Source organism: Cellulomonas fimi (assembly GCF_012952065.1).
GTDB lineage: Bacteria > Actinomycetota > Actinomycetes > Actinomycetales > Cellulomonadaceae > Pengzhenrongella > Pengzhenrongella fimi_A.
In genome coordinates, this window is record NZ_JABCJJ010000004.1 from 123,247 (window position 1) to 146,526 (window position 23,280).

Sequence of the window (23,280 nt, forward strand, 5' to 3'; positions counted from 1 at the left end):
AGGACGGGGTCGACCGCGGCTGGCGTCCGGCTAGCGTGGGGCGACCGAGGGGGAACGCGACGGGGGGTGTCATGGCAGCGAGGAGCGCCGGCCTGCTGCTGTACCGGCTCGCGGGCGACGGTGGTGTCGAGGTGCTGCTCGGCCACATGGGAGGCCCGTTCTGGGCCCGCAAGGACGCGCGCGCCTGGTCGCTCCCGAAGGGTGAGCACCTCGACGCGGAGAACCCGCACGACGCCGCGATCCGTGAGTTCACGGAGGAGATCGGCCCCGCCCCCGACGGGCCTGAGATCGCCCTCGGCACGATCCGGCAGCGTGGCGGCAAGGAGGTGACCGCGTGGGCCCGGCGCGCCGACCTCGACGTGACCACGATCGCGGGCGGCCGGTTCGAGCTCGAGTGGCCGCCGCGGTCGGGGCGCGTGCAGACGTTCCCCGAGATCGACCGTGCGCGGTGGTGCAGCCTGACGCAGGCGCGTGAGCTCGTCGTCGCCGCCCAGGTGGAGCTGCTCGACCGCCTCGAGGCGCACCTCGGCGGCCAGGACGCCGCGCGCGCCTGAGCGCCGGCCCGACCCGGTGCCTCACCGTGCTGGGCGGCGGCGGGCCGAGACGTAGGAGGGCTCGCGCAGCGTGGCGAGCGCGGGAGGGACGGCGAGGCCGGGGAGCGGGTGGAGGACGGGGTCGAAGCGCACGGGCGCATCGGTCGCCGGTCCGACGGCGCCCCCGATGCGCGCGCGGGCGAACGGGTGCCAGCGACCGGTGAGGGACGCGTGGGCGAGCGTCACGTCCCACGGCTCCGCGGCGAGGGAAGCGGCGAGCTCGGCCGGAGCCGAGGGCAGCCCTCGTGGCGCTGCGAGCACCCCGACGAGCAGGAGCCCCGACGGCGCCCGGTACGGGAACAGGGACGACCAGGGCCCGGCGGACGGGGCGCGGTGCGGCGTCAGCACGAACCGCGTCACCCTGCCCCGGCCTACCGTCGCCAGCAGGAGATCGGCTCGACCGCCCGGCACGTCGAGCGTGAGCGCGAGCCCCTGGATGTCGGGCAGGTGGGCGGGCAGACCGATCGAGCGGGAGAGTCGCGCCCTGCCGGTGTCGACGCCCGGACGGTCGATCCACGCGCACCCGGTCGCCGTCGCGGAGCCGTGGCGTGCGAGCTCCACCCGGAGGACCGCGCCGTCCGGGTGGAGCGGCCTGGCGCCACGCACCGCGGTCACGCCCGCGAACGCGGCGCCGAGCGCCGCGCCGGCGACCGTGACCGCGGTCGTGGCGACGCGCGCACCTGGGCCCGTCGGCGGGTCCGATCGCGCGTCACCCACATCGGTCTCCATCGGGTGATCGTGGCGCGCGGGGCCGCCGAGCGCACGCGGTGGCCCTGGCGGGCGCGTCCGCCGGCCACTCGGGCGGTGCGCCCCGGGGGCGGCCTTTCGTCCCGTCCCGCGAGGTCCCCGATCGCCTACGCCTCCGGGTGGTTCGCGCGCACCCACTCGACCCGGGCGGCCGGGACGATCTCGACGAGCCGCGCGACGGTGAGCTCGGCGGCGGACTGGTCCGCGGCGTCGAGCACGATCGTCACGACAGCGGTCTGCCCGTTGATGTCGCTCACCCGGACCTCGTGGAAGGTGCCGGCAGCCTGGACGGTCTCGCGGACCTCGGAGACGTCGCGACGGCCGAGCGGGGACGTGATCTGCGCGGTGTAGGTGCTCATCGGTCCATCCTGGCCCGGCTCGCGTGGCCGTGCCTGACGACGGGCGTGGGGGCGCCGCGGCCCGCTCGCACGCCGCCGGGCGGGCGGCACCGGGGCGGCTGGGCCGCGTGAGGAACGACGTCCTCGGCCGGCGCCCGCCCGTTGACCGCGTGCCCGGATCGTCCTAGTTTCGACGGTGCCGGCCGGGCGACGGTCGTCCGGTCCGCGCTGGAGGAGCGATGCTCTCCGACCACCGGCCCGTCCCCACGATCGCGGTGCGCGACCTCGATCGTGCCCGGGAGTTCTACGAAGGGGTCCTGGGCTTCTCACCGACCGGGGACGCCCCCGACGGCGTCCTCTACCGTGCGGGCGACGGTGCCTTCCTCGTCTACCCGTCCGCGTACGCCGGCACCAACAAGGCGACCGCCATGTTCTTCCCGGTCCACGCGGACCGGTTCGACGCCGAGGTCGCCGAGCTCCGGTCCAAGGGGCTGACCTTCCAGACGTTCGACCTGGACGGCATGACCTGGGACGACGGCGTCGCGAGCGCGGGGCCCATGCGAGCCGTCTGGTTCGAGGACCCGGACGGCAACATCCTCAACGTCGAGACGTCGCCGGAGTCGGGCGCCTGAGGTCTCGCGCGACGGAGTCGTGCACCTGACCGCGCACGTCGTCGCTCACCGGGAGGGAGGAGGCCGGCTGGGCGGCGGGGACCAGAGCGACGCATCGGTGCCCCCGACCGTCATGTCGGCCGGGGCGCAGACCGGACCCCTTGGCGTGCGGAGGAGCCGGCCTGCGGGGGAGTCGCGTGCGGGGGTCGGGCGAGGAGATCGTGTGTGGGCACCGCGCGGGGGGATGTGTCGGTGGTGCTCGCGACGTAGCGTCGGACCATGAGCCCACGCAGGCGTGAGCCCACAGGGGCGTGAGCCCACAGAGCTCGGCAGGAGGCCGGTCGTCATGAAGCGTCCCTCGGTGCGGTGGGCCCCGGCCGTCGTCGTCCCCGCGGTCATCGCCACCGGCGCGCTGATCAGCTCCGCCGGCGCGGGCGCCGCGGACCTCGAGCCGCGCACGCCTGCACAGGTGCTCGCCCTGCTGGCCGCGAGCGACGTCCAGGCGTTCGCCGGGACGCTCGAGCAGACCTCCGAGCTGGGCCTGCCGACCCTCCCGGACGGCGCGCTCGCCGGGAGCGCGGAGGGCTCAGCGGCGACCGCGGTGCTCGAGCTGCTCACCGGGGAGCGGACCGCTCGGGTCTACGCGGACGGACCCTCGAACCTGCGCGTCCAGGTCTTCGACACCCTCACGGAGCGCGACGTGGTCCGCCGGGGCGACGAGGTGTGGCTCTACGACTACGAGGCGAACGAGGCCACCCGCCTCGAGCTCCCCGATGCGCCGGCCGGGCACGCGGCGTCGCTCCCCGGGGCGGGCACCCCGGACGGCGTGCCGACGCCGGCCGAGCTCGCGGACCGGTTCGTGGCCCTCGTGGACGACACGACCGAGGTCGCGGTGGGTGCCGGGGTCGTCGTCGCTGGCCGTGACGCCTACGACCTCGTGCTGAGCCCCCGGAGCGCCGACACGCTGATCGGGTCGGTGGTCATCGCCGTCGACGCCGAGACGGGGCTCCCGCTGAGCGTCGCGGTCCACGCCCGGGGGCAGGAAGAGCCCGCGGCCCGGGTGGCGTTCACCCGGCTGACGCTCGGCGCACCCGACCCCGCCCTGTTCTCCTTCACCCCACCGCCCGGCGCGCAGGTCGAGGAGGTCGAGCCGCCGCAGCCCGGCCTCCGGCCGCCGGCCGGTACGGGGCTCGACCGCCTGCCGGCGGTGGCGCTCCCCACGGTGACCGGGAGCGGGTGGGACACCGTCGTGGCGCTGCCGGCCGCCGCGGTGCCGCCGGAGCTGGCGAAGGCGCCGCTCGTCGCGCAGCTGACCCGGGCGGTCGACGGCGGCCGCGCCCTCGAGACCGCCGTGGTCACCGTGCTCCTCACCGAGGACGGGCGCGCGCTCGTCGGCGCCGTGCCGCTCGAGCGGCTCCAGGACGTCGCGGCCGGCCGGTGACCGGCGGCAGCTCACCCGCCGAGCCGGCGATCCGGACGCGGGGGCTCACCAAGCGGTTCGGTCAGCAGGCCGCGGTGGACGGCATCGACCTGAGCGTCCCGAGCGGTGCGGTCTTCGGGTTCCTCGGGCCGAACGGCTCGGGCAAGACGACGACGATCCGCGTGCTGCTGGGGCTGGCCGCCGCCACGAGCGGCGAGACGAGCGTGCTCGGTCAGCCGATGCCGCGTGCGCTCGCCGACGTGCTGCCCCGGGTCGGCGCCCTGGTGGAGGGTCCCGCGTTCTACCCGTTCCTCTCGGGGACGGCGAACCTGCAGAGGCTGGACGCGGCCGACCGGAGGGCGTCCCCGGCGTCGCGGCACCAGCGCGTGGCGGCCGCGCTCGAGCGCGTCGGACTCGGCCACGCCGCGACCAAGCGCGTGCGGGCCTACTCGCTCGGGATGAAGCAGCGGCTGGGCATCGCGGGGGCTCTGCTGTCGCCGCGGGACCTGCTCGTCCTCGACGAGCCGACCAACGGGCTCGACCCCCAGGGCACGCGCGAGGTGCGTGAGCTCGTCCGGTCGCTCGCGGCCGACGGCGCGACCGTGTTCGTGTCGAGCCACCTGCTCGCCGAGGTCGAGCAGATGTGCACCCACGTGGGGGTGATGAGCGCCGGTCGGCTGGTGGCGCAGGGCACGCTCGACGAGCTGCGTGGGGGCGGCGAGGCGCACGTCCGGGTGCGGACGCCGGACGTGGGCACCGCGCGTTCCGCCCTGGCCGGTCTCGGACTGGTCCTGGTCCAGGCGACCGGCGCTGCGCCGAGCGACCGCGCGGCCGACGACGCGGGCGAGGGGTCGCGGGACGGCGTCGTCGAGGCGGTGCTCGACGGCGCCGCGCCGCCCCCCGAGCGGATCGTCGAGGCGCTCGTGGCCGCCGGCACGCGCGTCCGGGGGTTCGCGGTCGAGCGCGCGACGCTCGAGGACCGGTTCATGGCGCTGACGGGCGAGGGGTTCGACGTTGTCGGGTGACCTCATGCGGTCCGAGCTGCGCGTCCTGTTCGGGCGCCCCCGCACCTGGGCGATGCTCCTGGCACTCGCGGCCATCCCGATCCTGATCGCGGTCGCCGTGCGGCTGTCCTCCGAGCCGCCCGGCCCGGGCGAGGGGCCGCCGTTCCTCGACCGCGTCACGCAGAACGGGCTGTTCGTCGGCATGACGGCGCTCGTCGTCTCGATCCCGCTGTTCCTGCCGCTCACGGTCGGCGTGGTGGCGGGGGACACGATCGCGGGCGAGGCCAGCCTCGGGACGCTGCGGTACCTGCTGGTCGCGCCCGCGGGACGGGTCCGGCTGCTGGTGGTCAAGTACGTCGCGGCGGCGGTCTTCTGCCTCGCCGCCACGCTGACCGTCGTGGTGGTCGGGGCTCTCGTCGGGCTCGCGCTGTTCGGGGCCGGGCCCGCGACGCTGCTGTCGGGCGACACGGTCGGGGTCGGCGAGTCGGCGGTGCGGGCGCTGCTCGTCGCCGTCTACGTGACGGTGTCCCTGCTCGGGCTGTCGGCCGTCGGGCTGTTCGTCTCGACGCTCACGGAGGTCCCGGTGGGGGCGATGGCCGCGACGGTCGTGCTCTCGGTGGTTGCGCAGGTGCTGGGTCAGCTCGACCAGCTGGCCTGGCTGCACCCCTGGCTCTTCAGCCGCCACTGGCTCGGCTTCGCCGACCTCCTCCGGCAACCCGTCTCGTGGGACTCGTTCGGTGACAACGCGCTGCTCCAGGCGGGGTACGTCGCCGTGTTCGGCGCGCTGGCCTACGGCCGGTTCGTCACCAAGGACGTGCTGTCCTGACTCCGGTCGCAGCCGGGGGCGTGCGCACGTACCGTCGACCCGTCACGAGGCCCCGTCCGGGCCCCGCGCCGACGACAGGAGACCACCCATGAATCTCGTCCGTACCGCCATCAGGAGCGGGATCGCGCTCAAGGTCGCCCGGATGATCCAGCGCGAGATGAGCAAGCCCGAGAACCAGCGCAAGGCGAAGGAGCTGCTCGGCAAGGCCTCGAGCAGGATCTCCCAGCGGCGCGCCCGCTAGCGAGCAGGCCCGCCGGTCGGGTCAGGCCGATGCGGGCGACGCTCCGCTGGCCGCCGCCTGCACGGCGGCCAGCTCGGACGGCGTGCTCCGTAGGAGACAGAGCTCGTTGCCCTCGGGGTCGGCGAGGACCGCCCACGGGACGTCGGACCCCTGGCCGACGTCGACGCGCCGGGCCCCCAGCCCGAGCAGCCGGGCCAGCTCGGTGGCCTGGTCCGACCCGTCGGGCGGGCGCACGTCGAGGTGCAGGCGGTTCTTGAGGTCGCGCGGGTTCGCAGTTCTCGACACGAGGTCTCCGGAGCATCGGTCCCCTCGTCGGGTGAGGGATCTCCGTAGATCGCTGGGCGTGGCGGGCTCGCTCACCAGGACGGCGACCGAGCCGTGGCGGGATGGCATGATCACCAAGCAGGAGCGCGACGACCGGTGCGGCACGGCGAAGCTGACCGAGACCGGCGCTCGCCGAGGTCGCACGTCGCTGCCTCCTGAGAGCGGGGGGAGCGGGACGAGGCCGAGGGCCGCAGGCAGCCTGCCGCGGCCGTCGCGCCGATCACGAAGGGTGTGACGACGTGGATGCCGGTGCGCGCGCCGTCCTGCGCGGGGTCGACGGGTTCGACGTGCCGCCGGTCGTGGCCGGCCACGCCACGGGCGTCCGCCGGCGGCCGGACGCGCTGCTGCGCCACGAGGAGCCGGCCGACGACGTCCGCTTCGACCCTGAGCTCTTGGTGGGGGCGAGCTGCGCCAGAGCCACGACCCCGGACCGCGTCCGTGGGTGACCTGCTGCCCGACGTCTTCCGGGCGATGGACCTCACCGGGGTCTTCCTCAACGGGATGCTCGGCGGGGCGATCGCGCGGCGCCGCGGCTTCGACCTGGTCGGGTTCGCGATCCTCGCGATCGTCTCGGCGCTCGGCGGCGGCATGCTGCGCGACACGCTCCTGCAGGCCGGTCCGCCGCTCGCACTCGTCGACCCCCTCTACCTCGGCGCGGCGCTGATCGGGGCGCTCGTGGCGTTCGTCGTACGGCTCGAGCGGCAGTGGTGGAACCGGGTGTTCATCGTCGGCGACGCGCTCGTGCTCGGCGTGTGGGCGGCAACAGGCGCCTCCAAGGCGCTCGTGGCGGGGCTCGGCGTGCTCCCGGCGGTGATGCTCGGCGTCACGACCGCCGTCGGCGGGGGGATCATCCGCGACGTCGTCGTGGGCCAGGTGCCCGCCGTGTTCGGCGGCAACACCCTGTACGCGACGTCGGCCGTCTTCGCCAGCCTCGCGATGGTGGCGCTCTTCGAGCAGGGGCACGAGACGCTCGGGATGGTGGCCGCGATCGTCGTCGGCGCGGGCCTGAGCATCATCGCCCGATGGCGGCGGTGGACGCTGCCGGCCGCCGACGACGTGCGCTTCGCCGCGCCGTGGCTACCGGTGCGCGGCAGGGGGGCCGCGCGCCGGGACGCGCCCGGTCCGCGCGAGCCGCGTCGGCGCCGTCGGGTACCGGGCGAGCCTCGGTGAGGGAGCCGCGACCTAGCGGGACCGGACGTCGACGGTCACCATGACGCTCGAGCCGGCCCGGCGCATCGCGATCGCGTCGGCGTCGTGGCCGACCGTCGCGCGCAGGGCCTCGAGCACGACGCCGGACGACGGGTCGGCGTCGTCCACGGCGATCACGACCCGCGTCACCCGTTGCGTGCGGGCCCGCTGCACCGCTCGGCAGACCGCACGCGTGCCGATCGTGGTCCCCGGGGCCGCGGGGTCGGCCCGCACCACGAGATCGAGCTCGCTCGCGTCGCCGAGGTGGCGCAGCTCGAGCGAGGCACCGCAAACACGCGGGGGCGGGAGGGGGGTCGCGTAGGGCGAGGCCATCGTGGGATCCGTCCGGTCGGGGGGGGTGCGTCCCTCTCATCCCATCTGCGCGGCCGACCGCGGGACAGTGACCAAGGTCCCTGTCGTGCCGGGGTCGAGGCCCGGCTTCCCGGCGCGGCATGATGGCTCCCGGCGCCGGACCGGCGGGACCCGCCCGGCACGACCGCCACCGGAGGAGGACGCATGGCTGGGGATGCGCAGGGTCGACCGCGGAGGTCGGCGCCGCCCGGCCCGACCACGCCGCCCGGCCCGACCACGCCGCCCGGCCCGACCACGACGCCCGGCCCGACCACGACGCCCGGCCGGACCACGGCAGCCGGGCGAGCCGTGCGGCTCGTGACGAGGCCGAGCGCGGCACGTCCTCCGTGGTGGCACGGGGAGGGCCGTTCGATCGTCGCGATGGCGGCCGTCGTTCTCGCGCTCAACCTCGTCGGGTGGGGCGTGCTCGTGCTGGTCGTGGTACCGCAGGAGCTCATGGTCGGCAGCGCAGGCGTGTTCGGCATCGGACTCGGCCTGACCGCCTTCCTCCTCGGCGTCCGGCACGCGTTCGACGCCGACCACATCGCCGCGATCGACAACACCACGCGCAAGCTGGTCGGGGAGGGCCGACCGGCTGCCAGCGCGGGCTTCTGGTTCTCCCTGGGGCACTCGAGCGTCGTGTTCGGCCTGTCCCTGCTGCTCGCCCTCGGGGCCCGCGCCCTCGCCGACCCGGTGCTCGACCCGGGCTCATCCCTCCAGCAGAACCTGGGGCTCCTGGGCACGCTCGTGGCAGGCTGCTTCCTCCTTCTCATCGGGCTCATGAATCTCGGCGCGGTGCGAGGCATCCTGCGGGTGTCCCGTGAGCAGCGGGGCGCCCCGCTCGACGAGGCGGAGCTCGAGCGGCTGCTCCGGGACCGTGGCGTGCTCGTCCGCGTGCTGGGCCGCGTCATGCGCCGGGTGAGCAGGCCGTGGCACCTGTTCCCGGTGGGTCTCCTCATGGGGCTCGGGCTCGACACCGCGACCCAGGTGGCCCTGCTGGTCCTCGCGGGAGGGACGGCGGCGCTCGCGCTTCCCTGGTACGCCATCCTCGCGCTGCCGGTGCTCTTCGCCGCCGGGATGACGCTGTTCGACGCCGCGGACGGCGTGCTCATGTCCCGCGCCTACCGGTGGGCGTTCGTCCGTCCGGTCCGCAAGGTCTACTACAACCTCACGGTGACGGCGCTCTCGGTGGTGGCGTCGCTGTCGCTCGGCGTGATCATCCTCGGGCAGCTCGCCGCGGAGCGGGTTCCGACTCTCGCGAGGCCGCTGCGGTGGGTGGCGGAGCTCGACCTCGAGGACATGGGCCTCGTGCTCGCCGGTGTGCTGCTCACCACCTGGCTCGTGAGCGTCGTCGCCTGGCGGGTGGGGCGGCTCGAGGAGCGGTGGACAGTGCCCCTGGACCCAGGGCGTTGACGACGTGGCCGTCGATCTGCCGGAGCTGCTCGTCCCCGACGCCGGAGCCTGGCGCGTGTGGCTGGCCGAGCACCACGGCTCGGCTCCCGGGGTCTGGCTGGTGCTGCACAAGAAGGGCGGGTCGGTCACGGCGCTGACCTATGTCGAGGCGGTCGAGGAGGCGCTCTGCTTCGGCTGGATCGACGGCCAGGCCGCACGACGCGACGAGGGCAGCTCGCTCCAGCGGATGACGCCGCGCCGGCCGACCAGCCCCTGGTCGGCGCGCAACGTCGAGCGGGTCGGACGGCTCGAGCGCGAGGGTCGGATGCAGGAGGCCGGCCGGGCTGCCGTGCGGGCCGCCCAGGCGGACGGACGATGGGAGCGGGCGTACCCCGGTCGAGCGGACCTCACGGTGCCGCCCGACGTCGTAGCCGCGCTCGCCGCTGTCCCGGGCGGCCGGGAGCGGTTCGACGCGCTGCCCTCGGTGGAGCGCTTCGCCGTGCTCTACCGGCTGCTGGCCGTCAAGCGCGCCGAGACCCGGGCCCGCAGGATCGCCGAGCTGGTGGAACGGCTGCGCGGCTGACCGCGCTCAGCCGACGGTGATCGTGCGCGAGTCGGTCATCGGCTCGCCGGCCGCGCCGCCCGACGGGTCGTCCTCGGTGATCACCACCTGGTACGTGCCGGCCGGCAGCTCGACCGTGAACGAGTACGGCGCGAAGGTCTGGCCCTCCGCGGTCGTGGCGAACCCCGAGGCGATCTCCGTCCCGGCGAGGTCGACGACGCGCCAGAGCAGGTTGGCCTCGAACACGGCCGCCTCGCCGGACACCGTCACCGGTGACGTCGTGGTGGCGCCCTCGACGGGGACGTCGATCTGGACGAGGAGCCGCACGTCGAGCGGGTCCGCCCGGGTGACGGGCTCGTCCCAGGTCACTGCGCCCCAGAGCTCACCTGCGGGTGCGCCGTCGATCGTGAGGAGCACCCCCGCGCCCGGCTCCTCCGCGGCCTCGCTCGCGGTGTGGACGAGCTGCTGGATCATCAGCGCGGCACCCTCCGAGCCGACGCTCGCCGTGCGTGCCTCGGCGCTCAGGTCGACGACGAGGGTCGTGCCGTCGCGCGTCACGCCGAGCACCTCGGTCTCCGGATTCCACGACGTGGTGTAGTCCGGGTCCGCCGGACCTTCGATCATCCGCTCGACCGCGGCCTGGACGGGGTCGGTCGCGCTCCCGGGACCGACGTCCCGCGCGAGCCTGAGGCCCGCGCGCGTGTCCACGACGAAGTACGCGGTCGTGGGCCGCGGCTCGGCGGTGGCCGGCGGTGTCGGGGACGGGGTGGGCGCCGCGCTGGTCGGGGGTGGTTCGCTCGGCGTGGGGTCGCCCCCGGGCGTCGTCGCGCATGACCCGAGCAGCACGCCGAGCGCGAGGACGAGGAGGGCACCCCTCCACGGTCGCCGACGGGTCCGGTGCGTGGCCATGGGGTCCTCCGACGTGCGTGGTGCTCGTGCTCGATCGTCCTGGCCGGCCCCGCACGGGGGCAAGGCCCGAGATCAGGTTGTGACCTCAGAGGCCGCCGCGCTCACGCCGGCCGGAGAGCTCGGCGCCGTGGGGTCGTCCTCCGGGACGTGCCAGGCCTTGATCACCGTCCAGCCCACGGCCGCGAGCGGTACCGCGAGCAGCGCGCCGATGATGCCACCCAGGATCGTCCCCGCCGTGAGCGCCAGGAGGATCGCGAGCGGGTGGAGCGAGAGCGCCTTGCCGATGACGACCGGAGCGAGCAGGTCGCCTTCGAGCTGGTTCACGGCGATGACGACCGCGAGCACGATGAGCGCTGTCACCGGGCCGTTGGTGACGAGGGCGACGACGGTGGCGAACACCCCGGCGATGGTCGCCCCGATCAGCGGGACGAACGCGCCGAGGAACACGATCGTCGCGAGGGGGAGCGCGAGCGGCACGCCCAGCACGACGAGCGCGATGCCGATCACGAGCGCGTCCACCAGTGCGACCAGCGCCGTCCCGCGGACGTAGCCCCCGAGCACGGCGACCGACCGGTCGCCGATCCGACGCGCGCGGTGCCTGGCCTCCGGCTCGAACGGCTGGAGGAAGAACTCGAAGATCTGGCGGCCGTCCTTGAGGAGGAAGAACAGCACGACCACCCCGAGCAGGATCCCGGCCACGCCCTCGGCCGCCGCGGTCGCGCCCGCGAGCGCGCCGCTCTGCACGCCGTCGCTCGACAGCAGCTCCGTCGCGGACTCGCGAGCCGCGTCGATCTGCTGGTCCGTGATGCCGAGGGGGCCCTCCGTGAGGAATGCCTGCAGCTCGTCGAGCCCCTCCTCGGCCGAGGTGCGCAGCTCGTCCCACTCGTTCCGGATCCCTCGACCGACGAGCCACAAGGTGACCCCCAGCGCCCCGAGCCCCACGAGCAGGGCGGCCCAGGTGGCGACCGCCCGGGGCAGCCCGCGCTCGCGGAGGAACCGCACGACCGGGCTGACCGCCGCCGCGATGATCGCGGCGATGAGGAGGGGGATCACGACGAGCTTGAGCTGGACGAGCGCGAACACCACCGCGGCCGCGGCGGCGAGCACGAGCAGGACCTGGGCGCTCCGTACGGCCGGCCGGCCGAGGGCGTCGGTCCACTGGGTGCGTTCCCGCCGGGGTGCCTCGTTCATCCCGGCAGCCTAGGGAGCGCACGCGTGGACGGCGCGCTGGGAGCCGCACCGTGGTCACGACCTGCGCCACGCGCAGCGAGTCGGTCGTCGACCGGGCCGGCGTCCGACCGACGCGTCCGGTGGGAGACCGGCGCGCGGAGGCGGGTACGGTGGCGGGCGCGGACGACGGACGCGGGCCGCGAGCGACGGGCAGGAGAGATGACGTGCCGGGCGGCGACCAGGGCAGTCCCGACGAGGACGCGTCGGCACGTATCGAGACCACGAGCCGCCTCGGCGTGCTCGCGACGTTGCGACGCGGCGTCCAGGTGTCGCCCGAGATCCTCGAGGGGTTCGGGTGGACGGCCGTGCTGGCGGTGCTGGCCGCCCTCGGCCGCGTCGTCGTCCCGGTCGCGGTGCAGCAGACCGTCGACACCGGGATTCTCGCCACCGGTGGCCCCGACGTCGGGCGGGTCGTCGGGCTCGTGGCGGCGGCCGCCGTCGCGCTCGCTGCCGCGGCGACCTGCTCGGCCGCGGTCAACGTCCGGCTGTTCCGGTCGACCGAGGCGGGTCTCGCGTCGCTGCGCACCCGCGCGTTCCGGCACGTCCACGACCTGTCGGTCCTGACCCAGGGCACCGAACGTCGCGGGTCGCTCGTCTCGCGCGTGACCTCGGACGTCGACACCATCTCGCTGTTCGTGCAGTGGGGCGGGATCCAGCTCCTGGTGTCGGTGCTGCAGATCGCGGTCGCCACCGCGCTCATGGCGGTCTACTCGTGGCAGCTGACGATCCTCGTCTGGCTCTGCTTCGTGCCGCTCTTCCTGGTCCTGCGCCCCGCGCAGAAGCGGGTCAACGCCGCGTACGCCGCGGTCCGGGAGCGGGTCGGGGCGATGCTCGGCGCGATCTCGGAGGCCGTCGTCGGCGCCGAGACGGTGCGCGCCTACGGCGCGCAGGACCGGGTGCGCGGGCGGATCGAGGTGTCGATCCGTGCGACACGCGACGCGATGGTGCACGCGCAGAAGCTCGTCTCGGTGGTGTTCGCGAGCGGTGTGCTGGTGTCCAACCTCGTGCTGTGCGCCGTCGTGGTGGTCGGGACCCTGCTGGGCGTGGCCGGTGAGATCTCGGTGGGCCGGCTCCTCGCGTTCCTCTTCCTGGTGCAGCTTTTCACCGGTCCCGTCCAGATGAGCGCCGAGGTGCTGAACGAGCTGCAGAACGCCGTGGCGGGCTGGCGGCGGGTCCTCGCCGTGCTGGAGACGCCCGTCGAGGTCGTGGACCCCGGACCCGGCGGGGTCGACAGCCCGCGCGGGCCGGCGGCGGTCGAGCTGCGCGACGTCGAGTTCGCGTACCCGGGCGGCCCCCCGGTGCTGAGAGGCGTGAACCTCACGCTGCCGGCGCGGACGTCGGTCGCCGTCGTCGGCGCGACCGGCTCGGGGAAGACGACGCTCGCCAAGCTGGTCGTGCGCCTCATGGACCCGACGCGCGGGCAGGTGCTCCTCGACGGCGTCGACCTGCGGCAGATCAGCCTGGCGAGCCTGCGTCGGCGGGTCGTGCTCGTGCCGCAGGAGGGCTTCCTGTTCGACGGCACGCTCGCGGACAACATCGCCTACGGGCTGCGTCACGGCGGCGGGGCCGACGGCGAAGGTGCCGACGGCGACGGTGCCGACGGCGGACCTGCCGCCGAGGACCCACGCGTCCGCGCCGCGCTCGCCGAGCTCGGGCTGACGGACTGGCTGGCCGAGCTGCCGCGCGGCCTCGCGACCCCCGTCGGGCAGCGTGGCGAGTCGCTCTCGGCAGGTGAACGTCAGCTCGTGGCGCTCGCGCGCGCCTACCTCGCCGAGGCGGACCTGCTCGTGCTGGACGAGGCCACGTCGGCCGTCGACCCCGCGACCGAGGTCCGGATCGGGCGCGCGCTCGACTCGCTCACGGCGGGACGCAGCACGCTGACGATCGCGCACCGGCTCTCGACGGCGGAGGCGGCGGACCTCGTCGTGGTGGTCGACGACGGCGCCGTCGTCGAGCTCGGCACGCACGGCCGGCTGATCGCCGCGGGGGGCACGTATGCCGCGATGCACCGGTCGTGGGTGGCGCAGACGCGCTGAGGGCACGCCGGCACCGGGTGCGACACGAGCCGGGGGGGCGCCGCTCGTCCCGAGCAGCGCCCCCCGACCGTTCTGGTGTGACGCCTCAGCGGCGTCGGATCGCGATCTCCGAGGTGACCACGGTGGTGCCGGGCACCCCGTCGGCGACCATCTCGGTGGTCGCCACCCCCGCACCGGGGCGGACGCCCCGGACCGTGTAGGTGTAGGTGGCCGCGTCACCCGGGGTCGGGTCGCTCGAGGTCACCACGAGATCCGTGGTCGGCAGGACGGACTCCATGTCGCCCTGGCCGATCTCGTTCTCCGCGCCGACGAGGAACGCCTGGCCGGCGGGGTCCGCCGGGAGGTTCGTCGGGTCGTACGCGAAGCTGATGCCCTGCTCCGGCCCCGTCTCGATCCAGACCTGCGAGACGCGCTCGCTCGTCGTGCCCCACACGAAGAGCCGGAACTCGACCACGATCCAGGACGACACGCCGTCGGTGAGCGTGCCGACGAGGATGCCCTCCGCGCCCGTGCCGTCGAGGTCCGTCCAGAACGGTGCGAGCACGTTGTTCGGCGGGGCGTCGTCCGGACCCGTCGGGAGGTTGCAGCAGTTGTTGTCCTCCGCCGTGGCCCCCCCGGCGACGAGGTAGCCGTTGGAGTCGACGCCGAGCGACGAGTAGCTCACCCCGTTGTAGGTGAACGCCGGGACGTTGAAGTTGAGGACCTCCTCGTCACCGACGGCGATGGGGGTGATGCTGAAGGGCGCGGCGTCCAGCGGCAGGTAGCCCGCCGGCGAGGCGCCCGGATCCACCGAGGGGACCCCCGGGGCAGCACCCTCGAGGGTCACCGCGCTGCGGCGTACCTCGCGGTTGCTCACCACCGTGGCGCCCGTGGCGTCCACGACCCGCAGGCTGCCGTCGACGGTGCTGGTCAGGTTCACGACCTGCTCGTCGGCGGACCCGTTCGTCGCCTGCACGGTGCAGGTGGCGGTCGCGTCGCCGCGGATGACCACCTCGTCAGGCGTGCACGTCTGGGTGAGCGTCACCTCGCCCTGCGTGTGGATGAACGCCACGGGGAGGCGGTACGTGCCGGCGCCGCGGTTCGCGGACAGCTCGATCGAGCCGAACTGCTGCTCGCCGATCGCGGCGTCCGAGGTGATGGTCACCGTGAACGTCGCCGACTCGCCGGCACCGACGACCATCCGGCGCGGGGACACGGTGATCGTCGAGCCCGCAGGCGCTTCCGTCGACGCGTTGACGATCACTCGCCGGTCACCGGTGTTGGTGAAGGTGCGCGTCGTCGTGAGCTCACCCGGCATGACCGGCGCGTTGATCGAGGCGAGGTTGAGGTCGACCGCGTTGACCGGGTCGGCGCCGAGCTCCTGGAAGCGCGCAGCGGTCTCGTCGAAGGTCAGCGTCGCCGACGCCGCCTGGCCCACGTCGATGCGCCCCGCGCCCATGTCGAACGGGTCGGCCGGCGTGACGAGGTCCTCCTTCAGGACGTCCTCGACGGACCGGGTCATGAGGGCCGACTTGATCTGACCCGGAGTCCAGTCGGGGTGCAGCGCCCGCACGAGCACAGCCGCGCCGGCGACCTGCGGGGAGGACATCGAGGTCCCGGCGATCGCCTGGAAGTACTCGCCCGCGGGGCCCGACGCGCTCCCCTCGGAGATCGGCGTGTCGCCGGCGAGCACCTGGACGCCCGGAGCGGTGACGTCCGGCTTGAGGAAGAGGCCCGCCGGTCCACGGGACGAGAAGGCTGCCATGACGTCACCCTGGCCCTCACGCACCTGCGCGTCCGGGAACGAGCCCGTCACGTCCGCGTGGGCGGCCATGAAGGCCAGGAAGTCGGTGCCGTCCGCGAGGTGAACGCTGGGCAGCCAGTGGGTGTCCGTCTCGACGTCCTGCAGCGCAGGGTTGTAGAGCACCATCGCCTCGGCGCCGCCCTGGAGCACGTTGAACCCCTTGTCGACGCGTGCGTTGACGCCCCGCTGGCAGGCGACGATCTTCCCGTCGAAGAGGCCGGCCGGAGCCGGGGCCTGGCAGAGCGCGTCGCTGTACGGGGGAGCGGAGGCCAGCACGACCGGCAGCTCGCCGATGCCCGGGGTGATCGAGGCGCCGTCGAACGTCGCGGTCGCGCCGTCGGAGGACTCGAGCGTCAGGGTCGTACCGAACTCGCGCGTCTGGGTCGAGGCGGCAACCGTGATCACCCACGGGGACAGGTGGTTCGCGGTGGACGCGCTGGGCCCGTCGTTGCCTGCCGAGGCCGCCACGACCACACCCGCCGCGTACGCGTCGAGGAACGCCAGCTCGACGGGGTCGGTGAAGGGGTCCTCGCCGCCGGAGATCGAGAAGTTGATGACGTCGACGCCGTCCTCGATCGCCTGCGCGACCGCAGCGGCCGAGTCGGACGAGAAGCAGCCGTCGATGCCGCAGACCTTGTACTCCATCACCCACGCGCCGGGGGCGATGCCCTGGATCGGCGGGAGGGCAGCGCCGAGGACGGAGACGTCGTCGACGACGTTGCCTGCCGAGGTGGTCGCCGTGTGGGTACCGTGGCCGTTGGAGTCGCGCGCCGTGCGGAAGGGCTCGGCTGCTGCGCGGTCCGGGTTCGAGAGGTACGTCGTGAGGAACGCCTGGCCGCCCACCAGCTTGTTGTTGCACACGAAGGGGTCGTCCGCGGGGGTCAGCGGGTTGTCCCCGTAGTCGCACGCCCGGGCGGGACCGGGCGGAGGCTTGAGGTTCCCGAGGTCGGCGAGCGACGGGTGCTCGGGCCAGACGCCGGAGTCGAGGTTCCCGTACAGCACGCCCTCGCCCGCGTCGGCCGCGCCGCCGAGCGCCGCGTAGACGGGCGACGTGTTGAGGAACTCCGGGCTCGCGTCGGTGAGGGGCTGGCGGAGCGAGTCCTCCTGGACGGCCGCGACGCCGTCGATCGCGAGCACCGACTCGACGGCGTTCGCCGGGATCGTGGCCGCGATGCCGCCGTAGACGGTCCGCAGCCGCGTGCCCACCTCAGCGGTCGGGACGGCGTCCTGCAGATCCGCGATGACCGCCTCCTCCTGCTCCACGAGGAACTCGGTGTAGGCCTGCTCGGCCGGGGAGTCGCCCGTGAGCTCCTCACCGGTGACCGCCGGGCTCGTGGGTGCGAGGTCCGCGACACCCCCCGCGTACACCGCCGTGGCGTCCGCGTCGAGCTTGAGGACGACCGCGACGGGCTCGGAGTCGGTGCGGGCGAGCAGCTCGGGGTCCGTCTGCGCGAGCCGCGCCGACGGCGACTTGACGCCCGTCTCACGGCTCTCGGGGGTCAGCCCCTGCGCGGTGAACCGGTCGGCGGCGGCAGCGACGTCGTCGGGCTGCGGCGCCGCCTGGGCCGGTGCGGTGACCAGCCCTGCGGCGAGCAGCAGCGCACAGGCCGCGGTCGTGAGGGCTCTGGGGGACGTGCGTCTGCGCATGCCAGCCTCCGGCTGATCGGCATCCGGGAGCCCGTCGACGGTGACGGGAGACAACCGGGGCGAATGTGACAGGCGCAGTCAAGCACGGTCATACAGGGCATGACCAGGGTCGCGAGCAGATGCGTCGGCGTCAGCCCGCGAGCAGGCCCGGTCGGTGAGGTCGCCTTGTTCTCGCGTGGCCACGACGGGCCAACCGGTCTGGTCGTGGACGGCGCACGCCAGGTCGACGTGGCTGACGATGGGCAGGACGTCCTGCTCGATGACGCTCATGCCCCCGAGGGGACGGCAGGTCGTCGTCGAGTACCTGACCGAGCGGGTGAAATCTCCGATACGCCGTCCGAGCCCGAGCCCGAACCCGACCCTGAGCCCGAGCGCGTGGTCCTCACTCGATGCAGAACCCGATGTCCACGTAGACCGTCCGGCCGGTCGTGACCGAGTGGACGATCGCCCGGTCCGACACCGACAGGCGCAGCACGTAGCCGCACGGCTGGAGCCCGGACGTGTCGAGCTGCCACGTCGACCCGACGGGCGCCTCCGACGTGCTGAGCGCGACCGACGTCGTGAGCGAGCCGGTCGGCAGCGGGAAGGGCAGGAGCGAGAAGCCCCACGAGCCGAACCACGTGTCGCGGGCATCGTAGGTGCCCTCGACCACCATCCCCTGCGTGAACTTGCCGCAGTTCTGCTGGGAGATCTGGCCGAAGTCGAACGCCAGGTGGGCGGCGTTCGCGGGGTCCACCGACGCGGTGTTGAGGGTGTTGTCGAGCTGGAACCGTTGCGTGTCCACCACGCCGGACCCCTGGAGCTCGAGCCAGACCTCCCACAGGTCGTCGCCGCTCGTGTCGATGTAGCCGAGCGTGCCCAGGGTGTTGGTGCTCCACACCGGCCACGAGACCCAGCCACTCGCACCCGGGGTGACCCACGACCCGAAACCGCCGCTGTCCACCACGAAGAACGCCGTGAGGACCGGCTGCTCCGTGCCGCCGGCCGTGACGTTCCGGGACAGCAGGCGGTACGTGGCCCCGGCCAGTGCCGGGTCCGTCGGTCCGTGCACCGCGACACGGCCCGCGAACGGGCAGCCGCGCGTGTCGAGCACCGCGCCGTTGTACGCGATGTGCGCCACGGGAAGGGTCACACCGGTGCTCGGGTCGATCTCCGCGGTGGCGACGCCACCGACGATCGTCAGCCGCGCCACGCCGTCGTACGGACGACCCGGCAGCACGTGGACGTGGGTGTCCAGCCGGTTGCCCCAGTGCGGCACCGCGTCGGGGTCGGTGGTCGACGGCGGTGTGCCCCACGACAGCACCGCGCGCACCCGGTGCAGGCCGGGCTCCCTGCAGAGCCGGCGGTACGACGCCAGGTCGAGCGGGAGGATCGCGGCGTAGGACAGGCCCGATCCGGGCATCGCGATGTAGTCGTGCGCAGCGACCTCGACCGTCCCCAGGTACGTGTACGTGCAGTCGTCGTCGAAGTCGACCCAGAACGCGACGTGCTCGGTCGACCCCGGGCTGCAGGGCGGGCCGGAGAAGCCCGTCGGCCGCTTGACCCGGTAGGTGGCGACCAGCTGCCCCGCGGCGTCGTCCAGGCCGAGGCACTCGAGCTCCTCGTAGGTGGTGTCGCCCTTGCCGTCGTCCAGCAGGTCGAGGATCTTGCCCCAGTCGAGGTCGAGCTTCTTGTACGTCAGCGACGCGGTGGCCAGCCCGAATGGCTGCACGACGCCGGAGGTCGCGGCGGTCGCCTCCGCTGCGGCCATGCGGTGGGGCGGGACCGGGTCGAGAGCGAGCTTCGCGGTCCGGCGGTCGACCGCGCGCTCCGCGAGCACCGTGAGCTTGTCGGGGGAGTAGAGCCGTGCGAGCTTCTCGACGGAGAACGGCGCCCGCCGCTCGGGCCGGGGTGGCAGCGGCTGGGGGTTCAGCGCCACGGGCCCGATCGGGTCCGGCTCGGGGACCACCTCGGTCAGGTCCTCGGACTCGAGGAGGGCGGCCAGCTTCTTCGGGTCGATCCCGAGGTCGAGGGTCAGGCCGCCCGACACCAGGTCGCCGAGGTCCCACGGGAAGAACCGTCGACGGGGCCGGATCTGGACCGTGTCCTCCTGCACCTCGCCCCAGACGGGCGGGAAGTCCGGGTCGCCCGCGGTCGGCTCGACCTCCCACGAGAGGATCGCCCGGACCCGGGGCAGCTGCGGGAACAGACAGAACCGGCGCAGCGGCGCCAGCGTCACGCCGACGACGGCGAAGTAGGGGTGGTCGGGCGCTCCCGCGCAGTCCTTGTCGAGCGGCACGTCGAACACGCGCGCGGCCCCCGACCCGGCGTCGACCCAGCCGCTCCCGAAGTCGACGAAGAACCGCACCCACTCGACCGATCCGGGCGTGCACGGCCCGCCGCCGTAGCCCGCCGAGCGCTTGAGGACGACGGTCGCCTCGAGGCGGTCGCGCTCGGGGATGTACGAGACGCAGCCGATCTCCTCGTAGCCCGTGTCCGACTGCTTGGGCTCGATGACCGGGAACAGGTCGGAGAGGTCGAGGCCTCTCAGGGTGCCGAAGTGGTTCGGGTTCGCGGCGAGGAGCCGGCGGAACGAGCGGCGGGAGGTTTCGACGTCCTGCGGCATGGTGGCTTCCCTGCGCCGAGCCGGACGCCTGGTGGTGCCGGCGTGGAAGACGCACCGAGGGGTGCGCGCCGCCTGGCCGCCACCTGCGCGGCGGCTGGTGCCTGCCACGGTAGACCCGCGGGCCCGCGCTGGGTAGAGGGTCCGGGCGCCCTCCACCCGGCCCGGCGTGCGCGTCCGCGACACGGGTGCGATACTCGCCGCGCCGTCGTCGGCATGACGCCGCGCACCCGGCCCGCAGCCGCGGGAAGTCGCCAGGAACCGAGGTCCGTGTGGGCACGTCGATCACCGACCCGCCCGCGCTGACCGTCGGGGACGTCACGCTCTCGTGCCGCGATCCGCGCATCATCGTGCCGCTCACCGCAGCGGACGCCGCGGGGCTCGACGCCGAGGTCGCGGCAGCGCTCGACGGCGGGGCAGACCTCGTCGAGTGGCGCGTCGACCACTTCACGAGTCGCGGCGACGTCGACGCCGTCGCCGCGCAGTGCCGTGCCCTGGCCGACCGGCTCGGTGCCGTCCCGCTGCTCGCGACGGTCCGGACCGCCGCCGAGGGAGGCGCGACGGTGGTGACCGACGACGAGTACCTCACCCTCGTCCGGGCGCTGTGCGAGCGTGGCGCGGCCCGGCTCGTGGACGTCGAGTACCGGCAGCGTGCGGCCGCGACGGCGATCGACCTGGCGCACGCGAACGGTGTCCTCGTGGTCGCGTCCAATCACGACTTCGAGGCCACGCCCGCCGAGGACGACCTGGTGGAACGGCTCGCCACGATGGAGCGCATGGGGGCCGACGTCGCGAAGGTCGCGGTGATGCCGCGCTCGATGCTCGACGTGCACACGCTGCTGCGGGCGACGACGGTCCAGTTCGCCCGCGCCCGCGTCCCGCTGATCACGATGTCCATGGGCCGGCTCGGGCTGATCTCGCGGCTCTCGGGTCAGCTGTTCGGATCGTGCGCCACGTTCGCGACGGCGGGTGCCGCCTCGGCGCCGGGTCAGGTCCCGGTGGCCGATGCCCGGGCCGCGTTCGATCTCCTCCGTCGCCTGGGTGGCGGACCGGTGGGATAGGGGTGCCGGTGGGTGAGGGGCACCGGGCGCGACGGCGCCGCAGGGGGACCGCGGCGCGCGCCCGGTGCGGCTCGTCGGGTCAGTCGCCGACGTTGCCCTCGTTGATCCGGACCACCTTGGAGTCGGTGACGGCCACGAGGTCGAGGTCGTTGTCGCCACGGGCGTAGTACACCCGAGCGCTCACGGCGATCTCGCGGTAGGTCGAGCTGACGATGGCGCGGCCCTCGTCGAAGGTGAGCTCGGGGTTCGGCACCGAGTTCGTGATCGTGACCTCGCCCGGGAGGTTCCGTGTGGCGAAGTCGACGGTGTAGTCCGGCGGGATCGAGAACGTGCTCTGCCCGACCGGCGACGTGTCGTCGCTGAAGCCCTTGTACCAGGACACCGTGACGCGGTTGGGCCGCGTGGACTGGTTGGTCACGGTGACCACCGTCGCGGACGACAGCCGGCCACCCCGCTGCGAGTTCATGTACGTGACCAGGTACCGCGGCGCCGTGCGGACGAAGATCCCCGTGAGGTCCTCGAGGTGGCCCAGCTCGATGGCCTGGCCGAGGCGTCGCAGGGCGCGCTCCTCGGTCGGTACGTGGGGGCCCTTGGCCTGGAGCTCGTGCGTCTCGTTCGACATGGTGGTGTTCCTTCCGGGTACGGCCCCGCGGATCTCGACCGTCCGGCGCGGGGACCGCATCGCGCTGGTGAAGCCGGGCGGGCTCTGTTCGTCCCCACCCAGAGCACAGGACGGGAGCGGCTGCGCGGTGATACGCGCGACCGCCGCCGGCCGGGTGATCCCGCTCAGCCGGTGAGCCAGGGCGCGATCCGTTGGACCGTGTCCAGGGTGTCCGCCTCGGCAGCCGCCTTGTCGTCGCGGTAGCGCAGCACGCGCGCGAACCGCAGCGCGACGCCGCCGGGGTACCGGCTCGACCGCTGCACGCCGTCGAACGCGATCTCGACGACCTGCTCGGGCCGCAGCCGGACGGTCCACCCGTCGTCGTCGACCGCGAGCCCCGTGAACCGGCGCGTCTGCCACGCGAGCATCTCGTCGGTCATGCCCTTGAACGTCTTGCCCAGCATGACGAAGCCGCCGTCCGGGCCGCGCGCACCGAGGTGGATGTTCGAGAGCAGCCCCCGCCGCCTGCCCGAGCCACGCTCGACCGCGAGGACCACGAGGTCGAGCGTGTGCCGCGGCTTGACCTTGATCCACGCGCTCCCACGCCGGCCCGCCTCGTAGGTCGATGCGGCGTCCTTGACGATCACGCCCTCCTGACCGGCCCCCACCCACCGAGCGAACGCCGCCTGACCGGTCGCCGGGTCGTCGGTCACGACCCGCTCGACGGTGCGCCCGGAGGAGACCGTGTCGAGCACCTCGAGCCGCTCGGCGAGCGGTGAGTCCATGAGGTCGTGGCCGTCCAGATGCAGCACGTCGAAGAAGAACGGGACCAGCTCGGCCGGGGTCGCGACCTCGGAGTCCCGCGTCGCGCTGCGGGCCGCCGTCTCCTGGAACGGTCGCGGTCTTCCGTCCGGCCCGAGAGCCAGCGCCTCGCCGTCGAGCACGACGGTGGTGACCGGCATGCCGCGCACCGCGGCCACGACCTCGGGGACCCGGGCCGTGATGTCGTCGAGGCTGCGGGTGAAGACCCGCACGTCGTCACCGTCTCTGTGGACCTGGATGCGGATGCCGTCGAGCTTGGCGTCGACCACCACCCGGCGGCCGGTGAGCTCCTCGAACGCGGCGGCGACGTCGGTCGCGGACGCGGCGAGCATCGGCCGCACCGGGCGGCCCACGCTGAGGGAGAACGCATCGAGCGCGGCGAGGGCTGCCGCGGGGTCGATGGCCGCGAGCACCGCCTCGGCGACCGGCTCGGTGGCGCCGGCGAGCATCGCCGCGCGCCGGACCGAGGCGACCGGGACACCTGCCGCCTCGGCCACGGCGTCGAGGAGCAGGGCGTCGAGCGAGCCCTGCCGCAGCTCTCCCGAGACCAGGCCCCGCAGCAGGCGCTGCTCGGCCTCGGTCGCCGCGGCGAAGAGCCGCGTCGCCAGGGCGACGCGCGCAGCGACCGACCCGGGGCCCTGGAGCGCCGCCATGTGCTCGAACGCGGTGTCGACCTCGCGGACCTCGAGCGAGGGCTCCGCGGCGGGCGCGGGGAGCGTCACGAGCGACCGCCAGCCGAGACCCGTGCGGCGCTGACGGAGCTCGCCGGCGAGGTAGCGGGCGACCACGGGCACGTCGTCGGGGGGAGTCCGCCGCAGCAGGTCGACCAGGAGCGCGCGTTTCGCGAGCCGCGAGCGGGTGGCGGCCAGCTGCGTCGAGGTGACGGCGACGTCGGCGAGGAGCACGTCGCTCATCCTGCTCCGGGGCTCTGACACACGCGCGGGCAGCCGGACCGGCGCCCGAGGCGGGTCAGAATGGTCGCGGCCGCTCCG

23 protein-coding genes are annotated in these 23,280 nt (G+C 74.1%); 12 read left to right on the forward strand and 11 right to left on the reverse strand.

Translation table 11 applies throughout. The features are described from left to right. The first annotated feature begins 71 nt into the window (after positions 1 to 71). Positions 72 to 554 carry an NUDIX hydrolase gene (locus HIR71_RS04315; RefSeq protein ID WP_169323759.1) on the forward strand — a complete coding sequence of 161 codons (483 nt, stop codon included), beginning with the start codon at positions 72 to 74 and terminating at the stop codon, positions 552 to 554. Positions 555 to 575: 21 nt separating this feature from the next. Here HIR71_RS04315 and HIR71_RS04320 read toward each other — a convergent pair whose 3' ends face one another. Further along, positions 576 to 1,322 carry a hypothetical protein gene (locus HIR71_RS04320; RefSeq protein ID WP_211373754.1) on the reverse strand — a complete coding sequence of 249 codons (747 nt, stop codon included), beginning with the start codon at positions 1,320 to 1,322 and terminating at the stop codon, positions 576 to 578. Positions 1,323 to 1,447: 125 nt separating this feature from the next. Further along, positions 1,448 to 1,699, reverse strand: coding sequence for a hypothetical protein (locus HIR71_RS04325; protein WP_169323761.1), 252 nt, complete (start codon positions 1,697 to 1,699; stop codon positions 1,448 to 1,450). A 218-nt stretch (positions 1,700 to 1,917) separates the two neighbouring features. On the opposite strand from HIR71_RS04325, the gene HIR71_RS04330 reads away from it, so the two are divergent. The 5 genes from HIR71_RS04330 to HIR71_RS04345 all read left to right on the forward strand — a co-directional run bounded on the left by HIR71_RS04330 (position 1,918) and on the right by HIR71_RS04345 (position 5,780). Further along, positions 1,918 to 2,310 (forward strand): VOC family protein, encoded by a 393-nt coding sequence (locus HIR71_RS04330; protein ID WP_169323763.1) that lies wholly within the window; start codon positions 1,918 to 1,920, stop codon positions 2,308 to 2,310. A gap of 325 nt (positions 2,311 to 2,635) precedes the next feature. Further along, complete coding sequence (locus HIR71_RS16375; RefSeq protein WP_211373755.1) at positions 2,636 to 3,730, forward strand: LolA family protein; 1,095 nt, start codon at positions 2,636 to 2,638, stop codon at positions 3,728 to 3,730. Continuing rightward, positions 3,727 to 4,734 carry an ABC transporter ATP-binding protein gene (locus tag HIR71_RS04335; RefSeq protein ID WP_311836082.1) on the forward strand — a complete coding sequence of 336 codons (1,008 nt, stop codon included), beginning with the start codon at positions 3,727 to 3,729 and terminating at the stop codon, positions 4,732 to 4,734. Before HIR71_RS16375 ends, HIR71_RS04335 begins: the two co-directional genes overlap by 4 nt. A gap of 4 nt (positions 4,735 to 4,738) precedes the next feature. After that, the gene (locus tag HIR71_RS04340; RefSeq protein WP_169323767.1) at positions 4,739 to 5,539 is read left to right on the forward strand and encodes an ABC transporter permease; all 801 of its coding nucleotides are present in this window, start codon (positions 4,739 to 4,741) and stop codon (positions 5,537 to 5,539) included. Positions 5,540 to 5,627: 88 nt separating this feature from the next. Next, positions 5,628 to 5,780, forward strand: coding sequence for a hypothetical protein (locus HIR71_RS04345; protein ID WP_169323769.1), 153 nt, complete (start codon positions 5,628 to 5,630; stop codon positions 5,778 to 5,780). Between the two features lie 21 nt (positions 5,781 to 5,801). On the opposite strand, the gene HIR71_RS04350 is transcribed toward HIR71_RS04345, so the two are convergent. Beyond that, positions 5,802 to 6,065, reverse strand: a complete 264-nt coding sequence (locus tag HIR71_RS04350; RefSeq protein ID WP_311836083.1) for a VOC family protein — start codon at positions 6,063 to 6,065, stop codon at positions 5,802 to 5,804. A 278-nt stretch (positions 6,066 to 6,343) separates the two neighbouring features. Here HIR71_RS04350 and HIR71_RS04355 point away from each other — a divergent pair, with 278 nt between their 5' ends. Beyond that, the gene (locus HIR71_RS04355) at positions 6,344 to 6,550 is read left to right on the forward strand and encodes a hypothetical protein (protein WP_169323774.1); all 207 of its coding nucleotides are present in this window, start codon (positions 6,344 to 6,346) and stop codon (positions 6,548 to 6,550) included. After that, positions 6,543 to 7,274 carry a trimeric intracellular cation channel family protein gene (locus HIR71_RS04360; RefSeq protein ID WP_311836084.1) on the forward strand — a complete coding sequence of 244 codons (732 nt, stop codon included), beginning with the start codon at positions 6,543 to 6,545 and terminating at the stop codon, positions 7,272 to 7,274. Before HIR71_RS04355 ends, HIR71_RS04360 begins: the two co-directional genes overlap by 8 nt. A gap of 12 nt (positions 7,275 to 7,286) precedes the next feature. Here the strand turns inward: HIR71_RS04360 and HIR71_RS04365 are convergent, their stop codons facing one another. Further along, entirely contained in the window at positions 7,287 to 7,625 is a 339-nt protein-coding gene (locus HIR71_RS04365; RefSeq protein WP_169323776.1) for a hypothetical protein, read from the reverse strand. Positions 7,626 to 7,808: 183 nt separating this feature from the next. On the opposite strand from HIR71_RS04365, the gene HIR71_RS04370 reads away from it, so the two are divergent. Continuing rightward, entirely contained in the window at positions 7,809 to 9,056 is a 1,248-nt protein-coding gene (locus HIR71_RS04370) for a HoxN/HupN/NixA family nickel/cobalt transporter (RefSeq protein ID WP_169323778.1), read from the forward strand. Positions 9,057 to 9,060: 4 nt separating this feature from the next. After that, a complete protein-coding gene (locus HIR71_RS04375) occupies positions 9,061 to 9,618 on the forward strand; it encodes a YdeI/OmpD-associated family protein (RefSeq protein ID WP_169323780.1) in 558 nt (185 codons plus the stop codon). A gap of 6 nt (positions 9,619 to 9,624) precedes the next feature. Here HIR71_RS04375 and HIR71_RS04380 read toward each other — a convergent pair whose 3' ends face one another. Beyond that, the gene (locus HIR71_RS04380) at positions 9,625 to 10,506 is read right to left on the reverse strand and encodes a Gmad2 immunoglobulin-like domain-containing protein (RefSeq protein WP_169323782.1); all 882 of its coding nucleotides are present in this window, start codon (positions 10,504 to 10,506) and stop codon (positions 9,625 to 9,627) included. Positions 10,507 to 10,578: 72 nt separating this feature from the next. Next, positions 10,579 to 11,697: an AI-2E family transporter gene (locus tag HIR71_RS04385; protein ID WP_169323784.1), complete on the reverse strand. Its 1,119-nt coding sequence runs from the start codon at positions 11,695 to 11,697 to the stop codon at positions 10,579 to 10,581. Between the two features lie 203 nt (positions 11,698 to 11,900). Here HIR71_RS04385 and HIR71_RS04390 point away from each other — a divergent pair, with 203 nt between their 5' ends. Continuing rightward, positions 11,901 to 13,772, forward strand: a complete 1,872-nt coding sequence (locus tag HIR71_RS04390) for an ABC transporter ATP-binding protein (protein WP_169323786.1) — start codon at positions 11,901 to 11,903, stop codon at positions 13,770 to 13,772. 85 nt (positions 13,773 to 13,857) lie between these two features. On the opposite strand, the gene HIR71_RS04395 is transcribed toward HIR71_RS04390, so the two are convergent. From HIR71_RS04395 to HIR71_RS04405, 3 genes are all read right to left on the reverse strand, one after another. Beyond that, complete coding sequence (locus HIR71_RS04395; protein ID WP_169323788.1) at positions 13,858 to 17,202, reverse strand: S8 family serine peptidase; 3,345 nt, start codon at positions 17,200 to 17,202, stop codon at positions 13,858 to 13,860. Positions 17,203 to 17,280: 78 nt separating this feature from the next. Beyond that, complete coding sequence (locus HIR71_RS04400) at positions 17,281 to 17,472, reverse strand: hypothetical protein (RefSeq protein ID WP_169323790.1); 192 nt, start codon at positions 17,470 to 17,472, stop codon at positions 17,281 to 17,283. A 112-nt stretch (positions 17,473 to 17,584) separates the two neighbouring features. Continuing rightward, positions 17,585 to 19,807, reverse strand: a complete 2,223-nt coding sequence (locus tag HIR71_RS04405; RefSeq protein ID WP_169323792.1) for a hypothetical protein — start codon at positions 19,805 to 19,807, stop codon at positions 17,585 to 17,587. 269 nt (positions 19,808 to 20,076) lie between these two features. Between HIR71_RS04405 and aroD the strand changes: the two genes are divergently transcribed. Next, the gene (gene aroD / locus HIR71_RS04410; protein ID WP_211373756.1) at positions 20,077 to 20,865 is read left to right on the forward strand and encodes a type I 3-dehydroquinate dehydratase; all 789 of its coding nucleotides are present in this window, start codon (positions 20,077 to 20,079) and stop codon (positions 20,863 to 20,865) included. Between the two features lie 79 nt (positions 20,866 to 20,944). Here aroD and HIR71_RS04415 read toward each other — a convergent pair whose 3' ends face one another. Both HIR71_RS04415 and HIR71_RS04420 read right to left on the reverse strand, forming a co-directional pair. Next, complete coding sequence (locus HIR71_RS04415) at positions 20,945 to 21,487, reverse strand: hypothetical protein (RefSeq protein ID WP_169323794.1); 543 nt, start codon at positions 21,485 to 21,487, stop codon at positions 20,945 to 20,947. A 164-nt stretch (positions 21,488 to 21,651) separates the two neighbouring features. Then, positions 21,652 to 23,193 (reverse strand): ATP-dependent DNA ligase, encoded by a 1,542-nt coding sequence (locus tag HIR71_RS04420; protein ID WP_169323884.1) that lies wholly within the window; start codon positions 23,191 to 23,193, stop codon positions 21,652 to 21,654. Between the last annotated feature and the right edge of the window lie 87 nt (positions 23,194 to 23,280).

Excerpts from the sequence above, each read along its gene's own strand:
- HIR71_RS04315 (WP_169323759.1), top strand. The coding sequence starts at position 72 with ATGGCAGCGAGGAGCGCCGGCCTGCTGCTGTACCGGCTCGCGGGCGAC.
- HIR71_RS04320 (WP_211373754.1), bottom strand. The coding sequence starts at position 1,322 with ATGGAGACCGATGTGGGTGACGCGCGATCGGACCCGCCGACGGGCCCA.
- HIR71_RS04325 (WP_169323761.1), bottom strand. The coding sequence starts at position 1,699 with ATGAGCACCTACACCGCGCAGATCACGTCCCCGCTCGGCCGTCGCGAC.
- HIR71_RS04330 (WP_169323763.1), top strand. The coding sequence starts at position 1,918 with ATGCTCTCCGACCACCGGCCCGTCCCCACGATCGCGGTGCGCGACCTC.
- HIR71_RS16375 (WP_211373755.1), top strand. The coding sequence starts at position 2,636 with ATGAAGCGTCCCTCGGTGCGGTGGGCCCCGGCCGTCGTCGTCCCCGCG.
- HIR71_RS04340 (WP_169323767.1), top strand. The coding sequence starts at position 4,739 with ATGCGGTCCGAGCTGCGCGTCCTGTTCGGGCGCCCCCGCACCTGGGCG.
- HIR71_RS04345 (WP_169323769.1), top strand. The coding sequence starts at position 5,628 with ATGAATCTCGTCCGTACCGCCATCAGGAGCGGGATCGCGCTCAAGGTC.
- HIR71_RS04365 (WP_169323776.1), bottom strand. The coding sequence starts at position 7,625 with ATGGCCTCGCCCTACGCGACCCCCCTCCCGCCCCCGCGTGTTTGCGGT.
- HIR71_RS04370 (WP_169323778.1), top strand. The coding sequence starts at position 7,809 with ATGGCTGGGGATGCGCAGGGTCGACCGCGGAGGTCGGCGCCGCCCGGC.
- HIR71_RS04380 (WP_169323782.1), bottom strand. The coding sequence starts at position 10,506 with ATGGCCACGCACCGGACCCGTCGGCGACCGTGGAGGGGTGCCCTCCTC.
- HIR71_RS04385 (WP_169323784.1), bottom strand. The coding sequence starts at position 11,697 with ATGAACGAGGCACCCCGGCGGGAACGCACCCAGTGGACCGACGCCCTC.
- HIR71_RS04395 (WP_169323788.1), bottom strand. The coding sequence starts at position 17,202 with ATGCGCAGACGCACGTCCCCCAGAGCCCTCACGACCGCGGCCTGTGCG.
- HIR71_RS04400 (WP_169323790.1), bottom strand. The coding sequence starts at position 17,472 with ATGAGCGTCATCGAGCAGGACGTCCTGCCCATCGTCAGCCACGTCGAC.
- HIR71_RS04405 (WP_169323792.1), bottom strand. The coding sequence starts at position 19,807 with ATGCCGCAGGACGTCGAAACCTCCCGCCGCTCGTTCCGCCGGCTCCTC.
- HIR71_RS04415 (WP_169323794.1), bottom strand. The coding sequence starts at position 21,487 with ATGTCGAACGAGACGCACGAGCTCCAGGCCAAGGGCCCCCACGTACCG.